Origin of the sequence: Cellulomonas hominis, from assembly GCF_901521055.1 — a bacterium.
Taxonomy (GTDB): Bacteria; Actinomycetota; Actinomycetes; order Actinomycetales; family Cellulomonadaceae; genus Cellulomonas; species Cellulomonas endometrii.
Genome location: NZ_CABEGA010000074.1, coordinates 1 through 16148, shown reverse-complemented (window position 1 = coordinate 16148; position 16148 = coordinate 1). Strand labels below are relative to the sequence as shown.

Here is a 16148-nt window from a genome sequence, read left to right as displayed (position 1 = left end):
CTCCTGGTCGGTCTACCTCGTCGGCGTCGGCGTGCTCTACGTCCGCCAGGTGTGGGGACCCGGGTCCCCACACCTGGCGGACGTAGAGCACGCCGACGCCGACGAGGTAGACCGACCAGGAGACGACCTGCAGCCACGTCGGGGCCGGGGTGAAGGTGACGAGCCCGGCGAGCAGCGTGCCGAGCCAGCCGGACGGCGCGATGACGCCGGAGATGTCGTAGGCGACCGCACCGAGCCCGGGCAGGATGCCGGCCTCCTGCAGGTCGTGGACGCCGTACGCGACGACGCCGGCGGCCACCACGACGAGCAGGGCCCCGGTCCACGCGAAGAACCGGCGCAGGTTCAGCCGCACCGCGCCGCGGTACACGGCCCAGCCCAGCACCACCGCGACGGCGATCCCGATGAGGGCGCCCACGAGCGGCCCCGTGACCGAGGTGGAGGCCTGCGCGCCGGCCCACAGGAACAGCGCGGTCTCCAGGCCCTCGCGGCCGACCGCGAGCAGGGCGACGACGAACACGGCGCGCGGCCCGGCGACGAACGCGGCGTCCAGGCGGCCCTCCAGGTCGGCCTTCATGTGCCGGGCCGTCCGGGCCATCCACAGGATCATCCAGGTGAGCAGGCCGGCGGCGACCAGCGACAGCGTGCCGCCGATGGCCTCCTGCGCCTCGAACGTCAGGCCCTTCGGGCCGAACGTGAGGACGGCGCCCGTGACCAGCGCGATGCCGATCGCCGTGGCGACGCCGGCCCACAGCGCGGGCACGAGGTCCCGGCGGGCGGAGCGGACCAGGTAGGCGAGCAGGATGCCGACGACCAGCGAGGCCTCGAGGCCCTCACGCAGGCCGATCAGGACGTTCGCGACCACAGGTTCCTCCGCCGGACGCGGCCACCCGCCGCAGGGCGTGAGGCAAGCCTTACCTCACGACGAGCGACTGTAGCGCACCCCGGCCGGAAGGCCGCACACCGCGAGGTCAGAGGCCCGTCAGGCGTGGGCGGCGCCGCGGGTGTCGACGTAGAGCTCCTCGACGTCCGCCGCGAAGTCCTTCAGCACCAGCGCGCGCTTCACCTTCAGCGAGGGGGTGAGGTAGCCGTTGGCCTCGGTGAAGTCCTCGTCCAGGACGCGCACCTTGCGGATGGACTCCGCGCGGGAGACGGCCTCGTTGGCGCGCGCCGCGGCCCGGTCCAGCGCGGCAAGCACCTCGGGGTGCTTCCCGGCGGCGCGGACGTCCATCGGGGGCAGACCGTGCATGGACAGCCAGCCGGGCAGCATGTCCGTGTCCAGGGTGACGAGCGCGCCGATGAACGGCCGGCCGTCCCCGACCACGACGACCTGGCTGACCAGGGGGTGCCCGCGGAACCGGTCCTCGAGCACGGCGGGTGCCACGTTCTTGCCGCCGGCGGTGACGATGAGCTCCTTCGCGCGGCCGGTCAGCCGCAGGTAGCCGTCGTCGTCCAGGGTGCCGATGTCGCCGGTCGCGAACCAGCCGTCGGCGTCCAGCACCTCGGCGGTCGCCCCGGGGTTGTCGTGGTACCCGCGGAACACGTGCGGGCCCTTGACGAAGACGTTGCCGTCGTCGTCGACCCGCAGCGTCCCGCCGGGGTAGGCGGGGCCGACGGTGCCGATCTTGATCAGCCCGGGCCGGTTCACGCTGGCCGGCGCGGTGGTCTCCGTCAGGCCGTAGCCCTCCAGGACGACGAGGCCGAGCCCGCGGAAGTAGTGCCCGAGCCGCTCGCCGAGCGGGGCGCCGCCCGACACCGCGTACCGCAGGCTGCCGCCCATCGCGTCGCGGAGCTTGCGCAGCACCAGCGCGGTGGCGACGGCGTGCGCGGCCCGCAGCTGCGCCGAGGGGCCCTCGGGGGTCTCCAGGGCGCGCGAGTACGTGATGGAGACCTTCGCCGCCCAGCGGAACAGCTTCAGCTTCGCGCCGTGACCGGCCTTCTGCTCGGCGGAGTTGTAGACCTTCTCGAACACGCGGGGGACCGCCAGGATGTACGTCGGCCTGAACGACGCCAGGTCGGCGAGCAGGTTCCGGGTGTCCGGGGTGTGACCGATGGGGGAGCCCGCGGCGATCGCGACCATCTGGATGAACCGCGCGAACACGTGCGCGAGCGGCATGAACAGCAGCGTCCGGGACCCGGGAGTGGCGCACACCTCGGCGAGCGAGGCGACGCCGTTGCGGGCGTTGTCCACGAAGTTGCCGTGGCTGAGCTCGACGCCCTTGGGCCGGCCGGTGGTGCCGGACGTGTAGATGATCGTCGCGAGGTCCGCGGCGGACGCGAGCGACCGGCGACGCTCGATCTCGGCCTCCTCGACGACCGCGCCGGCGGCGACCAGCCCGGCCAGCCCGCCCTCGTCGATGACGACGACCTCGCGCAGGGCCGGCACCGCGGCGCGCACGTGCCCGACGACGGCGGCGTGCGCGGCGGTCTCGACCACGACGAGCGAGGCGCCGGAGTTCGACAGGATCCACTCGACCTGCTCGGCGGACGAGGTCTCGTACACCGGCACCCCGACGCCGCCCGCGAACCACACGGCGAAGTCGGTCAGCGTCCACTCGTACCGGGTGCGGGACATGATCGCCACGCGGTCACCGGGCTGCACGCCCTGGGCGACGAGGCCCTTCGCCAGCGCGGTGACCTCCCGGACGAACTCGCCGACGGTCACCGGCTGCCACGACCCGCCGAGGCCGGTCGACCGCTCGATCAGCACGCTCGACGGGTTCTTCGCGAGGCGCTGCAGGAGCAGCCCGGGGACGTTGAGCGTCGGGTCGTGCGGGACGGGCGTGTCGGCGCTGAACTCGCGCATGGGTGCTCCTGGTCGACGGGCGGTGGGCCACGGGCGCGCGCCGGGCGTCGTCTGCACCGGCGGAGCCGTCCGCCACTCTATCGGCAGGTGGGGGCCCCGACCGGGACCCGCACGCACCTCCGCGGGACCGCGCGCACCCGCGCGCGACGGCTCAGGCCGCGCCGGTGTGCGTCGGGTCGAGCACCCGCTGGAGGAACGCCTGGGTGCGGGTCTCGCGGGGCGCGCCGATGACGGCGTCCGCGGGGCCCTGCTCGACGATCTGGCCCTCGTCCATGAACACGACGCGGTCGCCGACCTCGCGGGCGAACGCCATCTCGTGCGTCACCACGATCATCGTCATGCCGCCGTCGGCCAGGTCCCGCATGACGCCGAGGACGTCGCCGACGAGCTCCGGGTCCAGCGCGGACGTCGGCTCGTCGAACAGCATGAGCTGCGGGTCCATCGACAGCGCGCGGGCGATGGCGACGCGCTGCTGCTGACCGCCCGAGAGCTGCGCCGGCAGCGCGTCGCCGCGGTCGCCGAGGCCGACCCGCTCGAGGTTCGCGCGGGCGACCTGCTCGGCCTCCTCACGGGAGCGGCGCAGCACCTGGCGCTGGGCCACCGTGCAGTTGTCCAGCACGGTGCGGTGGCTGAACAGGTTGAACTGCTGGAACACCATGCCGACGTGCGTGCGCACCCGGTCGATGTCGACGTCCGGGTCCGTCACGTCGACGCCGAGGACGTCGATCCGGCCGGCCGTCGGCTGCTCAAGCAGGTTCACGCAGCGCAGCAGGGTCGACTTGCCGGAGCCCGACGGGCCGATCACGCAGACGACCTCGCCGGCGTGCACGTCCAGGTCGATGCCGCGCAGGACCTCGCGCTCGCCGAACGACTTGCGCAGGCCGGACACCCGGACGACGGGGGCGACGCCCGGTGCGCCGGGGGAGGGGGGCGTGGTCATGAGCGGCTCCTCGCGCCGGTGCGCTTCTCCAGGTACCGGGCCAGCTGGCCGAGCGGGAGGGTGATGAGCAGGTAGCAGGCGCCGATGAGGAACAGCGGCGTCAGGCCGCCGGTGGCGCTGTTCAGCGCGTCGCGGCCGATCTTCGTCAGGTCGTACTGGCTCACCGCGAGGCCGAGCAGGAACACCAGCGAGGTGTCCTTGGTCAGCAGGATGAACTCGTTGGTCATCGGCGGCAGCACGATGCGGAACGCCTGCGGGACGACGACGGTGCGCAGCGTGCGGCCGTGGGACATGCCCAGCGACCGCGCCGCCTCGACCTGGCCGCGCGGCACGGCCTGCAGGCCGGCGCGCAGGGTCTCCGCGATGTAGGCCGCGGAGACCAGCCCCAGCGCGAGCGCCGCCTTGGTGGTGACGGAGCCGATGTTCGCGCCGAACGCGATCGGCACCGCGTACCCGAAGGAGATGACCACGAGCAGCGCCGGGATCCCGCGGAAGAACTCGATGTAGACGACCGCGACCCAGCGGTACAGCGCGACGGCCGACAGCCGCATGAGCGCGAGCACGGTGCCGAGCGACAGGCCGACGGCGAAGCCCGCGAGCGTGTACTTCAGGGTGTTGAGGAACGCCTGGGGCAGCTGCGGCGCGATGTCCTTCGCGGCCTCGACGTTGAAGAAGTTCGTGCCGACGTTCTCCCAGTCGACCACCGCCGCCACGGCCGCCAGCACGACGACGACCAGCGCGTACTGGGCGACGCGGAAGACCTGAGCCCGGCGGCGCGGGCTCCACCGGCGCCGGGACGCGGGCATCGTCCCGGACGTCGGGGCGGAGGTCGTCGTCACGTCAGCTGTCCGACGGGCTCGGCTCGGCCGACGCCGACGCCGACGCCGAGTCGGCCGGGGCGGTGCCGATGTGCTGGGTGTACAGCTCGTCGTACGTGCCGTCCTCGCGGATCCGCTCGAGCGTGGCGTTCACGGCGTCGAGCAGGGCGGTGTTGCCCTTCTTCACGCCGAGGCCGTACTGCTCGCCGGTGGAGAAGTTCGCGCCGATCTCGAAGCCCTCGGAGACGAACGGGCCGAGCACCGCGATGTCGTTGACGGCGGCGTCGACCTGGCCGGTCTTGAGCGCCTGGACCTGGAGGCCGAGGTCCTCGAACTGCACGGTCTGCAGGCCGTTCTCCTGCGCCCAGGTCTCACCGGTGGTGGCCTGCTGGACGCCGACGGTCTTGCCCTCGAGCGACTCGACGCTGTCCAGGTCCGAGCCCTCGGGGACCAGGAGGCCCTGGTCGGCGTCGAAGTACGGGTCCGAGAAGTCGATCTTCGCCTGGCGCTCCTCGGTGATGGTGATGCCCGAGGCGACGATGTCGCAGTTGCCGGTGTTGAGGTCGGCGCCGGACTGGATGCCCTCGAAGGGCGTGACCTTGGTGACGAGCTCGACGCCCAGGTCGTCGGCGACCTCGCGCACGATGTCGATGTCGAGGCCGACGACCTCGCCGTCCTCCTCGTACTCGAACGGCTCGTACGGCGGGTTGGTGCAGACGGTGAGCGAGCCCTCGGTGACGAGCGCGACGCCCCCCTCGGTGCCCTCGCCGGAGCCGGCGTCGTCGCCGCCCCCGCAGGAGGCGAGCAGCAGGGACGCCGCGAGCGCGGCGGGCAGGACGGCGAGGTGGCGGGTGCGCATGGGGGAGAACTCCTCGTGGGGGAAGACCGGCTGCAAGACTATACAAGAGCAACGATACGTATGCATAACCGCGTCGTGGAACGAGGCTCCCAGCGTCCCACGGTTCGGCGCGGGCGCCCCGTCAGGCGGTGGGCTGCTGCTTCGGCTCCGGCGGGAGGAGCTCCGCGTCGCGCGCCACCACCGCGGCGTCGGGGCCGTCCGCGACCTCGACGACGTCGAGCGTGCCGGTGGCCCGGCCCGCCGCGCGGACGTCGCCCAGCGCGACCCGGACGCCCGGCAGCAGCGCGGCCGGCACCTCCAGGCGGGCGCTGAGGATCTCCGTGCGCATCGACACCTTCGCCTCGGACTTCACCTTGCGCAGGGCCGCCAGCGCGGCGCCTGCGGCCGCGACGACCGCCGGGTCGCCGTCGCCCGCCGCCGCGCGCAGCGGCTCCGCGACCGGCCACGGCGCGCGGTGCACCGAGCCCTCGCGCCACCAGGACCAGACCTCCTCGGTGGCGAACGGCAGCACCGGGGCGAACAGCCGCAGCAGCACGTCGAGCGCGATGTTCAGCGCCGCGCGGGCCGAGGCCGTCTCCGGGGTGACGTCCGCGTCCGCGGCTCCGGCCCCGTACGCGCGGTCCTTGACGAGCTCCAGGTAGTCGTCGCAGAACGTCCAGAAGAACGTCTCGGTGAGCTCCAGCGCGCGCGTGTGGTCGTACGCCTCCAGCGCCGCGGTGGCCCGGTCGACCACGTCGGCCAGGCCGGCCAGCATCGCCCGGTCGAGGGCCTCGGTCACCAGCGCCGGGTCGAGCGCGGAGCCGCCCTGCTGCGGGGAGCCGAACGACAGCGCGAACTTCGACGCGTTCAGCACCTTGATCGCCAGGCGGCGGCCGATCTTCATCTGGCCGACCTCGAACGCCGCGTCGGTGCCGAGCCGCGCGGAGGCCGCCCAGTACCGGACCGCGTCCGAGCCGTGCTCCTCGAGCAGCCCCATCGGCGTGACGACGTTGCCCTTGGACTTCGACATCTTCTTGCGGTCGGGGTCGAGGATCCACCCCGAGATCGCGGCGTCCTTCCACGGCAGCGTGCCGTGCTCCAGGTGCGAGCGGACCACGGTCGAGAACAGCCAGGTCCGGATGATGTCCTGGCCCTGGGGGCGCAGGTCCATCGGGAACACCCGCTCGAACAGGTCGGGGTCGGACCGCCAGCCGCCCGCGATCTGCGGCGACAGGGACGACGTGGCCCAGGTGTCCATGATGTCGGGGTCGCCCACGAAGCCCCCGGCCACGCCCCGCTGCTCGGCGGTGAAGCCGGCCGGGACGTCGGAGGACGGGTCGACCGGCAGCTGGTCCTCGGTCGGGAGGATCGGGTGGTCGTGGTCGACCTCGCCCTCGGCGGTGACCGGGTACCAGACGGGGAACGGCACGCCGAAGAACCGCTGGCGCGACACCAGCCAGTCGCCGTTGAGGCCGCCGACCCAGTTCTCGTACCGCACGCGCATGAAGTCGGGGTGGAACCCGAGCTCCTTGCCGCGGGCGAGCAGGGCGGACCGCAGGTCCTCGTCGCGGCCGCCGTTGCGGATGTACCACTGGCGGGACGTGACGATCTCGAGCGGCTTGTCGCCCTTCTCGAAGAAGTTCGCCATGCGGTCGGTCTTCGTCGGCTCGCCGTCGAGGTCGCCGGTCTCGCGCAGCCCGGCCACGACGGCCTCGCGGGCGGAGAAGGTCGTCTTCCCGGCGACCTGCTCGTAGGTCGCGCGGCCCTCGGGCGCGGTGATCCACTCCGGGACCTCGCGCAGCAGGCGGCCGTCGCGGCCGATGACGGAGCGGGTCGGCAGCTGCAGCTCGCGCCACCACTGCACGTCGGTCAGGTCGCCGAAGGTGCAGCACATCGCGATGCCCGCGCCCTTGTCCGGCTCGGCGGCCGGGTGCGCGAGCACGGGCACCTCGACGCCGAACAGCGGGCTGGTCACCGTGGTGCCGAACAGGTGCTGGTAGCGCTCGTCGTCCGGGTGCGCGATCAGCGCGACGCAGGCGGGCAGCAGCTCCGGGCGGGTGGTCTCGATGAACACGGGCTCGCCGCCCGCGCCGTGGAACGCGACGCGGTGGAACGCGCCGGGGTAGGGGCGCGCCTCCAGCTCGGCCTGGGCGACGGCGGTCTGGAACGTGACGTCCCACAGGCCCGGGGCCTCCGCCTGGTACGCCTCGCCGCGGGAGAGGTTCCGCAGGAACGCCTGCTGAGCGACGGCGCGGGCCTCGGCGGAGATGGTCTGGTACGTCATCGCCCAGTCGACGGACAGGCCCAGCCGGCGCCACAGCGCCTCGAACTGCTGCTCGTCCTCGACGGTGAGCCGCTCGCACAGCTCGACGAAGTTGCGGCGGCTGATCGGCACCTGGTCCGCGGCCTTGACGCTCTTGCCCTCGCCGCCGACGTGCGGCGGCTCGAAGCCCGGGTCGTAGGGCAGCGACGGGTCGCAGCGCACGCCGAAGTAGTTCTGCACGCGGCGCTCGGTCGGCAGGCCGTTGTCGTCCCACCCCATCGGGTAGAACACCTCGGCGCCGCGCATCCGGCGGTACCGGGCGACGACGTCGGTGTGCGTGTAGGAGAAGACGTGACCGACGTGCAGCGAGCCGGACACCGTGGGCGGCGGGGTGTCGATCGAGTACACCTGCTCGCGGGTCCTGCTGCGGTCGAAGGTGTACGTGCCCTGCTCGGTCCAGGCGGAGTCCCAGCGGGCCTCGACGCCGTCGAGCGACACCTTGTCCGGTACCTCGCGCACCGCGCGTACGGCCGGCGCGGAGGCGGGCGTCGGGGCAGCGGACGGCTGGGACGAGGACAGGTCGGTCATGGTCAGACATCCTCCCAGAAAACGTGCGCGGCCCCGACGCGGGCCCGCCGCGGGTGACGTGCGGGCCCGCCGCGGGTGACGTGCGGGCGAACGGCGGACGGCGCGTCGGTGAACGGGCACGGCGCGCGGGCGCCGCGGCGACGTCCGTGTGCGACAGTCCTCGACGCGTGTGCCGAGCGGCGCGCGCGACCGGGAGGACCACGTGGGCGAACCAGACGGGCTGCTGCGGTCCGGCCTCGCGCCGGAGCCGCGCACGCTCCTCGACGTGCTGGCGGCGACCGTCGCCGCGCACGCCGGCGCACCCGCGATCGACGACGGCAGCACCGTGCTGACGTACCGCGAGCTCGACGCCGCGGTCCGGTCCGCCGCGGCGGGCCTGACGGCCGAGGGCGTCGGTCCCGGCTCGCGCGTGGGGGTGCGCGTGCCGTCCGGGACCGCGGAGCTCTACACCGCGGTGCTCGCCGTGCTGGCCGCCGGGGCCGCGTACGTGCCGGTCGACGTCGACGACCCCGACGAGCGCGCGCGGACGGTGTTCGCGGAGGCGGGCGTGCAGCGGGTGCTCGGGGAGGGCGACCTGCCGGGGCTGGTGGCGCGCGGGCGCCGGGCGGGGGCTCGCGGCGTGCCCGCGGGGCCGGCGCTCACCGACGACGCCTGGATCATCTTCACCTCCGGCTCGACGGGCGCGCCCAAGGGCGTGGCGGTGACGCACCGCTCGGCGGCGGCGTTCGTGGACGCGGAGGCGCGGCTGTTCCTGCCCGACGCCCCGCTCGGGCCGGGCGACCGGGTGCTCGCGGGGCTGTCGGTGGCGTTCGACGCGAGCTGCGAGGAGATGTGGCTCGCGTGGCGGCACGGCGCCTGCCTGGTGCCCGCGCCCCGGGCCCTGGTGCGCACCGGGATGGACCTCGGGCCGTGGCTCGTCGCGCAGGGCATCACGGTGATCTCCACGGTCCCGACGCTCGCCGGGCTGTGGCGCCCGGAGGAGCTCGGCGGCGTGCGGCTGCTGATCTTCGGCGGCGAGGCGTGCCCGCTCGAGCTGGCGGCGCGGCTCGCGACCCCCGGGCGCGAGGTGTGGAACACGTACGGGCCGACGGAGGCGACGGTCGTCGCGTGCGCCGCGCGGCTGACCGGCGAGGGGCCGGTCCGGATCGGGCTCGCGCTGGACGGCTGGGACCTGGCCGTCGTCGGGGAGGACGGCACCCCGGTCGCCGAGGGCGAGACCGGCGAGCTGATCATCGGCGGCGTCGGCCTGGCCCGGTACCTGGACCCCGTCAAGGACGCGCAGAAGTACGCGCCCGCCCCCGGGCTCGGGTGGGAGCGGGCCTACCGCAGCGGCGACGTGGTCCGGCTCGACCGCGCGGGGCTGCTGTTCGTCGGCCGCGCGGACGACCAGGTGAAGCTCGGCGGCCGCCGCATCGAGCTCGGCGAGGTCGACGCGGCGCTCGGGGCGCTGCCCGGCGTGGCCGGTGCCGCGGCGGCGGTGCGGCGCACGCCCGCGGGCACGGCCGTGCTCGCCGGGTACCTGGTGCCCGCGGGCGGTGGCACGATCGACCTGGCCGAGGCGCGCACCCGGCTCCGGGCGGTGCTGCCCGCGGCGCTGGTCCCGCAGCTGGCCGTGGTGGACGCCCTGCCCACCCGGGGGTCCGGCAAGGTCGACCGGGACGCGCTGCCGTGGCCGCTGCCCGGGGCCGCCCCGGTCGCGGCCGGGACCGGGGGGTCGACCGGCCTCACCGCGACCGCCGCCTGGGTCGCCGAGCGGTGGACGGCCGCCCTCGGGGCCCCGGTGTCCGGGCCCGACGAGGACTTCTTCGCGAGCGGCGGCGGGTCGCTCGTCGCGGCGCAGCTGGTCTCCGCGCTGCGCGAGCGGTTCGGCACCGTGACGGTCGCCGACGTCTACGAGTACCCGCGCCTCGGGGACCTGGCGCGCCGGCTCGACGAGCTCGAGCCGGCCGCGCCCGTCGAGCACCGCGAGGTCGTGCCGACGCCGCGGCGCGCGCAGGTGGCGCAGACCCTGCTCGGCCTGCCGCTCGCCGCGCTCGTCGGGCTGCGCTGGCTCACGTGGCTGCTCGCCGCGGAGCAGCTGCTGGCCGTCACGGGCCTGGTGCCGTGGCTCGAGCCCGCGCCGCACGCCTGGTGGTGGCTCGCGCTGGGCTGGCTGGTGCTGATCAGCCCGCTCGGCCGGATGGGCAGCACCGTGCTGGTCGCGCGGACCGTGCTGCGCGGGCTCCGCCCCGGCCGGTACCCCCGCGGCGGGTCCGTGCACCTGCGGCTGTGGTTCGCGGAGAGCTGGGCGGCGGCCGCCGGTGCGGAGAACCTGTCCTGCGCGCCGTGGACCGCCACGTACGCCCGGGCGCTCGGGGCGAAGGTCGGCGAGGACGTCGACCTGCACACCCCGCCGCCCGTCACCGGCATGCTCACCCTCGGCGACCGGTGCGCCGTCGAGCCCGAGGTCGACCTGCGCGGGCACTGGCTCGACGGCGACGTGCTGCACGTCGGCCGGGTCCGGATCGACAAGCGCGCCACCGTCGGCACCCGCAGCACGATCGACCCCGGCGTGCGGATCGGCCAGGGCGCGCAGGTGGCCCCGGGCTCCGCCGTGCTCGCGAGCGTCGCGCCCGGCGAGCTCTGGGCGGGATCGCCGGCGACGTTCGAGGGGCCGGCGGTCGCGCTCTGGCCCGGGGGCCGGGCCCCGCGGGGCCGCCGGTGGGTCGCGGTCTACGGGCTCACCGCCGGCGTGCTCGCGGCGCTGCCCGTGGCCGCCGCCGCGTGCGGGCTGCTCGTCGTCGGCGCCGGGTTGCGCGGCGCGGGGTCGTGGGGCGCGGCGTGGGACGACGCCGCGCGGGCCGTGCCGGTCGCGGCGCTGGTGTCGTTCGCGGTGCTCGCGCTCGCCACGCTCGCCGGGGTGCGGCTGCTCGGCACGGGGCTGGCCGAGGGGCACCACCCGGTGCGCAGCCGCACGGGGTGGCAGATCTGGGCGACGCAGCGCCTGATGGACGACGCCCGCTCCGCGCTCTTCCCCCTGTACGCCAGCACGCTCACGCCGGCCTGGCTCCGGGCGCTCGGCGCGCGGGTCGGGCGGGACGTCGAGGCGTCGACCGTGCTCATGCTCCCGTCGCTGACCACGGTCGGCGACGGGGCGTTCCTGGCCGACGACACGCTGATCGGCTCCTACGAGCTCGGCCGCGGGTGGCTGCGCGTCGAGCACGCGAAGGTCGGCAAGCGGGCGTTCCTCGGCAACTCCGGGATGATCGCGCCCGGCCGCGCCGTGCCGAAGCGGGGCCTGGTCGCGGTGCTGTCCGCGACGCCGGAGCGCGCGAAGCCCGGCACGTCGTGGCTGGGGTCGCCGCCCGAGCCGCTGCGCCGCACCCCCGGCGAGTCCGACACGAGCCGGACGTTCGACCCGCCGCTGCGGCTGCGCGTCGCCCGCGCGGTCGTCGAGGCGTGCCGGCTGGTGCCCGTGGTGGTCGCGTTCGGGATCGGGGTCGGTGCGCTGCTCGCCCTCCAGGTCGTCGCGGAGTCGTCCGGCCTGGGTGCCGCGGCGCTCGCGTCGCCGGTGGTGGTGCTCGCGGCCGCCGTCGTCGCGTGCGCCGTGGCGGTCGCCGCCAAGTGGCTGCTCGTCGGGCGGCTGCGCGCGGGGGAGCACCCCCTGTGGAGCGCGTTCATCTGGCGCAACGAGCTCGCCGACACCTTCCTGGAGTGCGTCGCCGTGCCGTGGCTGGGGCCCGCAGCGGTCGGCTCCCCGGCGATGAACGTCTGGCTCCGCGCCCTCGGCGCGCGCATCGGCCGGGGCGTCTGGTGCGAGACCTACTGGCTGCCCGAGGCGGACCTCGTCACCCTCGGCGACGGCGCCACGGTCAGCCGCGGGTGCGTGCTCCAGACGCATCTGTTCCATGATCGGGTGATGAGCATCGACACGGTCCGCCTGGACCCCGGCGCGGGCATCGGCCCGCACGGCGTGATCCTGCCCGCCGCGAGCCTCGGGACCGGCGCGGCCGTGGGCCCGGCGTCGCTGGTCCTGAGGGGCGAGGCGATCCCCGCGGGCAGCCGCTGGACCGGCAACCCGGTCGCGCCGGTGACCGCGTGAGCGGCCGCGCCGACGCGCCGGACCCGGGCCGGTCGGACCCGGACCTGCGGGACCCGTACCTGCCCGACCGGGTGCCGGGCGGGCTCCGTGTCACGCGGTACGACCTCGAGCTCGATTACCGCGTCGCGAGCAACCGGCTGGACGCGCGAGCCCGGGTGCACGCGACCGCCGACGGCGACCGGGACCGGGTCTCCCTGGACCTCGTCGGGCTCACCGTCACGGGCGTGCTCGTGGACGGGAGGCGGCCCGGGCGCTGGTCGCACCGCTCCGGCCGCCTCGAGATCCGGCTGGCCCGGGCCGTGCCCACCGGGACCTCGCTGGTCGTCGACGTGCAGTACGGCGGCCGGCCCGGCCCGCGGCGCGGCCCGTGGGGGGAGGTCGGCTGGGAGGAGCTCACCGACGGCGTGATCGTCGCCGGCCAGCCGGACGGCGCCCCCTCGTGGTTCCCCTGCGACGACCGGCCGTCCGCCAAGGCCTCGTTCCGGATCGTCGTCACCACCGAGACCGGGTACGAGGTGGTGTGCAACGGCGCGCTGCGGTCCCGCACCGCGCGCTCCAGCCGGGTCCGGTGGGAGTTCGAGCAGGCCGAGCCGACCGCGCCCTACCTCGCCACCGTGCAGATCGGCCGGTACGAGCGGACGACGCTCGCGGACGGCCCCGTGCCGCAGCAGGTGGTCGCCCCCGCCCGGCTGCGATCCGCGCAGGCGCACGACTTCGCCCGGCAGCCGCAGATGATGGCGCTGTTCGCCGACCGGTTCGGCCCCTACCCGTTCGGCCGGTACGACGTGGTGGTCACCGACGACGAGCTGGAGATCCCGCTGGAGGCGCACGGCCTGTCGGTGTTCGGCGCCAACCACGCCGACGGCCGGCGCGGCTCCGAGCGGCTGGTCGCCCACGAGCTCGCGCACCAGTGGTTCGGCAACAGCCTGACGGCCGCGACGTGGCGGGACATCTGGCTGCACGAGGGGTTCGCCGCCTACGCCGAGTGGCTGTGGGAGGAGGAGGCCGGGGGCCGCTCCGCCGACGCGCAGGCCCGCGCCGTGCACGACCGGCTGTCCGGGCTCCCGCAGGACCTGGTGATCGGCGACCCGGGCCGCGAGGACATGTTCGACGACCGGCTGTACAAGCGCGGGGCGCTGACGCTGCACGTGCTGCGGCGCACGCTCGGCGACCCGGAGTTCTTCGACGTGCTGCGCGCGTGGACCCAGCGGTACCGGCACGGCACGGTGACGACGCCGCTGCTCGTCGGGTGCGTGCGGGACGTGACGGGGGCGGACGTCACGGGCCTGCTGGACGCCTGGCTCGCGCGCCCGGCGCTGCCGGAGCTGCCGGCGCTGCCCGGGGCGTCGGGGGCGTCGGTCGCGTCCCGGCTGCGCGGCGGCGCGCGACGGGTGCTCCTGGCCGAGGGCTGACCGCCGCCCGCCCCGCTCCGCCGCCGCCCCGCTCCGCCGCCCCGCTCCGCCGAGGTCGTCAGTCCTGCACGAGGTCGTCACTCCTGCGGGACGACCTCGTGCCGGTGTGACGACCTCACGCCCCGCCGGACGGGTCGGTCAGGTCGACCGCAGTGACGCGCACCTCCGGGGCGGCGGACCCGGGCGTCGTGCCGGCGAGGGCGGCGAGGTGGTCGTCGCCGAGGTCGAGGTCGGTGAGCCACCAGCGGGCACCGGCCGGGGGGTCGAGCTCGGCGCTGGTCGTCCGCACCGTGGGCCGCGGGACGCCGTCGGCGATCACCAGCGCGCGGGGGTCGACGGTGAGGCCCGTGCCGGCGGCCTTGAGCACGGCCTCCTTGCGGACCCACGTCCGCAGCAGCCCGTCCGGTCCCGCGGCGGGCGTCTCCCCGGGCGCGAGGGCGACGGCGGCGAGGGTGCGGCCGGGGTCGGCGTCGCGCCGTTCGACGTCGATCCCGACCGGTCCGGCGTCGGACAGCGCGACGGCGACCCGGTCGCCCGTGCGGCTCGTGGACAGGTGCGGGACGGGGCCGCCGTCCGCGCGGGCCGCCCAGGGCACGCCGTGGTCGGTGCTGCCGCACCGGGGGCAGCGGCGCCGGATCCGGACGGTGTCGGGCGCCACGCCGCACGCGTCGGCAAGGAAGCACCGCGCGAGCAGGAGTGCGGAGGCGACCGCGTCCCGGTGGGCGGGCGCGGCGCGGTCGACGCGGAGCCGCTCGCCGGTCGTCAGCCGCTGCGCGAGCCCGGGCCGGACGACGGCGTGGCCGACGAGCAGCACGGGACGGGACGCGGGCTCAGGCACGCCCGTCATCATCCCCGGCCCGGAGCACGCGTCGCCTCCCGGAGCAAGGGTGGACGGTTCGAACGGACACGCTCCCGGCGTGTCCGTCCGAACCGTCCACCCGAGGACACCGGACGGGCGCGCGTCAGGCGGCGACGGCCTCGCGGGCGTCGTGGCGCACGGTCTCGCGGGAGGTGAACCGGCGCACCGTGCCACGCACGCCGGAGTCGCTGCGGCGGGCGAGCGCCACCCCGACCACGAGCGCACCGAGCAGCGGGCCGACGCCGCAGGCGACCATGCCGGCGCGGGCGCCCAGGTGCTCGCACACCCAGCCGATCAGCGTGCCCGACACGGCCTGCGCCCCGAGCAGCACCAGCACGTACAGGGCCATGACCCGCCCGCGGACGTGCGGGGCGACGGTGGTCTGCACCAGCGTGTTGGACCCGGTCAGGTACAGCAGGGTGACGACGCCCATCGCGATCAGCACCGCGATGAACACCGGCTTGGCGGGGGCGAACGCGGCGAGCACCTGCAGGACGCCGATCCCGCCCGCGAGCAGCACCAGGTGCGTGATGCGGCTGCTGCGCCGGCGCGTGGAGAGCAGGGCCCCGGTGAGCGCGCCGACCGCGAGCATCGACGTGAGCAGCGCGTACCCGCCGGCGTCGGTGCGGAACACCTGGTCGGTGTACGACGCGAGCACGGTGGCCATGTTGACGCCGGTCACGGCGACGAAGCCGACCAGGACGACCGACCACAGGATGCGCGGGCTGCGGCGCACGTACGCCAGGCCCTCGCGCAGCTGCCCCTTCGCCCGGGCGACGACGGGGGCCGCGGTGAGCTCGGAGGCGCGCATCACGGCGAGCAGCAGCACGGCGACGAAGCACGCGGTGGCGTTGAGCAGGAAGGTCCAGCCCTCGCCGACCGCGCTGATCAGCCCGCCGGCGACCGCGGGGCCCACGAGCCCGCCGAGCTGGAACACGGCGGAGTTGACGCTGATGGCCTGCCGCAGGTGCTGCGGGCCGGCGATCTCGTGCACGAACGCCTGCCGCGCCGGGTTGTCGAAGACCGTCGCCAGCCCGCTGACGAACGCGGCCACCAGCACGTGCCAGGCCTGCACGTGCCCGGACAGCGCGAGCACGCCGATCGCGAGCGTCGAGAGGCCGAAGATGGTCTGGGTGACCATCAGCACGCGGCGGCGCGGGTACCGGTCGGCCACGACGCCCCCGACCAGCCCGAGCAGGAGCATCGGCACGAACTGCAGGGTGACCGTGAGGCCGACCAGGGCGGCGGATCCGGTGAGGCTGAGCACCAGCCAGTCCTGCGCGACGCGGGCGGCCCAGCCACCGGTGTTCGTGAGCACCTGCGAGCCGACGTAGAGGCGGAAGTTCCGGACGCCGAGCGCGGCGAGCGTGGCGTTCCGCGGCCGGGGGGTGCGGGCGTCGGCGGGGGGGGCCCCCCGCCCCCCCCCCCCCCCGCCCCGGGCCGCCCCCCCCCCCCCCGGCTCTTTTTCACATCTCCCCGCCCCCCCGACCCCACCCCTACTCCGATGCCCTCTTCCTCCTTGAAAAAAAAAAAAAACCTACCCCGC

10 protein-coding genes are annotated in these 16148 nt (G+C 75.3%); 2 read left to right on the top strand and 8 right to left on the bottom strand.

Annotation, left to right across the window (positions count from 1 at the left end; translation table 11 throughout):
• The 6 genes from efeU to valS form a co-directional block, all read right to left on the bottom strand.
• Nucleotides 1-862 (bottom strand): iron uptake transporter permease EfeU (gene efeU / locus KJP73_RS17175; RefSeq protein WP_213284101.1); only part of this gene is annotated, 862 nt, incomplete at its 3' end.
• Nucleotides 863-979: 117 nt separating this feature from the next.
• The gene (locus KJP73_RS17170) at nt 980-2803 is read right to left on the bottom strand and encodes an AMP-dependent synthetase/ligase (RefSeq protein ID WP_213284100.1); all 1824 of its coding nucleotides are present in this window, start codon (nt 2801-2803) and stop codon (nt 980-982) included.
• Between the two features lie 151 nt (nt 2804-2954).
• Nucleotides 2955-3743, bottom strand: a complete 789-nt coding sequence (locus KJP73_RS17165) for an amino acid ABC transporter ATP-binding protein (protein WP_213284099.1) — start codon at nt 3741-3743, stop codon at nt 2955-2957.
• Nucleotides 3740-4549, bottom strand: coding sequence for an amino acid ABC transporter permease (locus tag KJP73_RS17160; RefSeq protein WP_213284102.1), 810 nt, complete (start codon nt 4547-4549; stop codon nt 3740-3742). Before KJP73_RS17160 ends, KJP73_RS17165 begins: the two co-directional genes overlap by 4 nt.
• 34 nt (nt 4550-4583) lie before the next feature.
• Nucleotides 4584-5420 carry a basic amino acid ABC transporter substrate-binding protein gene (locus tag KJP73_RS17155; protein WP_213284098.1) on the bottom strand — a complete coding sequence of 279 codons (837 nt, stop codon included), beginning with the start codon at nt 5418-5420 and terminating at the stop codon, nt 4584-4586.
• A gap of 121 nt (nt 5421-5541) precedes the next feature.
• Nucleotides 5542-8250, bottom strand: coding sequence for a valine--tRNA ligase (valS, locus tag KJP73_RS17150; protein ID WP_213284097.1), 2709 nt, complete (start codon nt 8248-8250; stop codon nt 5542-5544).
• Nucleotides 8251-8452: 202 nt separating this feature from the next.
• On the opposite strand from valS, the gene KJP73_RS17145 reads away from it, so the two are divergent.
• Both KJP73_RS17145 and KJP73_RS17140 read left to right on the top strand, forming a co-directional pair.
• Complete coding sequence (locus tag KJP73_RS17145; protein WP_249669496.1) at nt 8453-12331, top strand: Pls/PosA family non-ribosomal peptide synthetase; 3879 nt, start codon at nt 8453-8455, stop codon at nt 12329-12331.
• Nucleotides 12328-13743: a M1 family metallopeptidase gene (locus KJP73_RS17140; protein WP_213284095.1), complete on the top strand. Its 1416-nt coding sequence runs from the start codon at nt 12328-12330 to the stop codon at nt 13741-13743. Before KJP73_RS17145 ends, KJP73_RS17140 begins: the two co-directional genes overlap by 4 nt.
• A 115-nt stretch (nt 13744-13858) precedes the next feature.
• Here the strand turns inward: KJP73_RS17140 and KJP73_RS17135 are convergent, their stop codons facing one another.
• On the bottom strand, nt 13859-14581 hold the full coding sequence (locus KJP73_RS17135; RefSeq protein WP_249669494.1) for a 4'-phosphopantetheinyl transferase family protein: 723 nt from the start codon (nt 14579-14581) through the stop codon (nt 13859-13861).
• A gap of 124 nt (nt 14582-14705) precedes the next feature.
• Nucleotides 14706-15920, bottom strand: a complete 1215-nt coding sequence (locus KJP73_RS17130; protein WP_249669493.1) for an MFS transporter — start codon at nt 15918-15920, stop codon at nt 14706-14708.
• Between the last annotated feature and the right edge of the window lie 228 nt (nt 15921-16148).

Bases quoted from the DNA above. Each gene is read 5' to 3' on its own strand.
- valS (WP_213284097.1), bottom strand. From the start codon at position 8,250: ATGACCGACCTGTCCTCGTCCCAGCCGTCCGCTGCCCCGACGCCCGCC.
- KJP73_RS17155 (WP_213284098.1), bottom strand. From the start codon at position 5,420: ATGCGCACCCGCCACCTCGCCGTCCTGCCCGCCGCGCTCGCGGCGTCC.
- KJP73_RS17165 (WP_213284099.1), bottom strand. From the start codon at position 3,743: ATGACCACGCCCCCCTCCCCCGGCGCACCGGGCGTCGCCCCCGTCGTC.
- KJP73_RS17170 (WP_213284100.1), bottom strand. From the start codon at position 2,803: ATGCGCGAGTTCAGCGCCGACACGCCCGTCCCGCACGACCCGACGCTC.
- KJP73_RS17160 (WP_213284102.1), bottom strand. From the start codon at position 4,549: ATGCCCGCGTCCCGGCGCCGGTGGAGCCCGCGCCGCCGGGCTCAGGTC.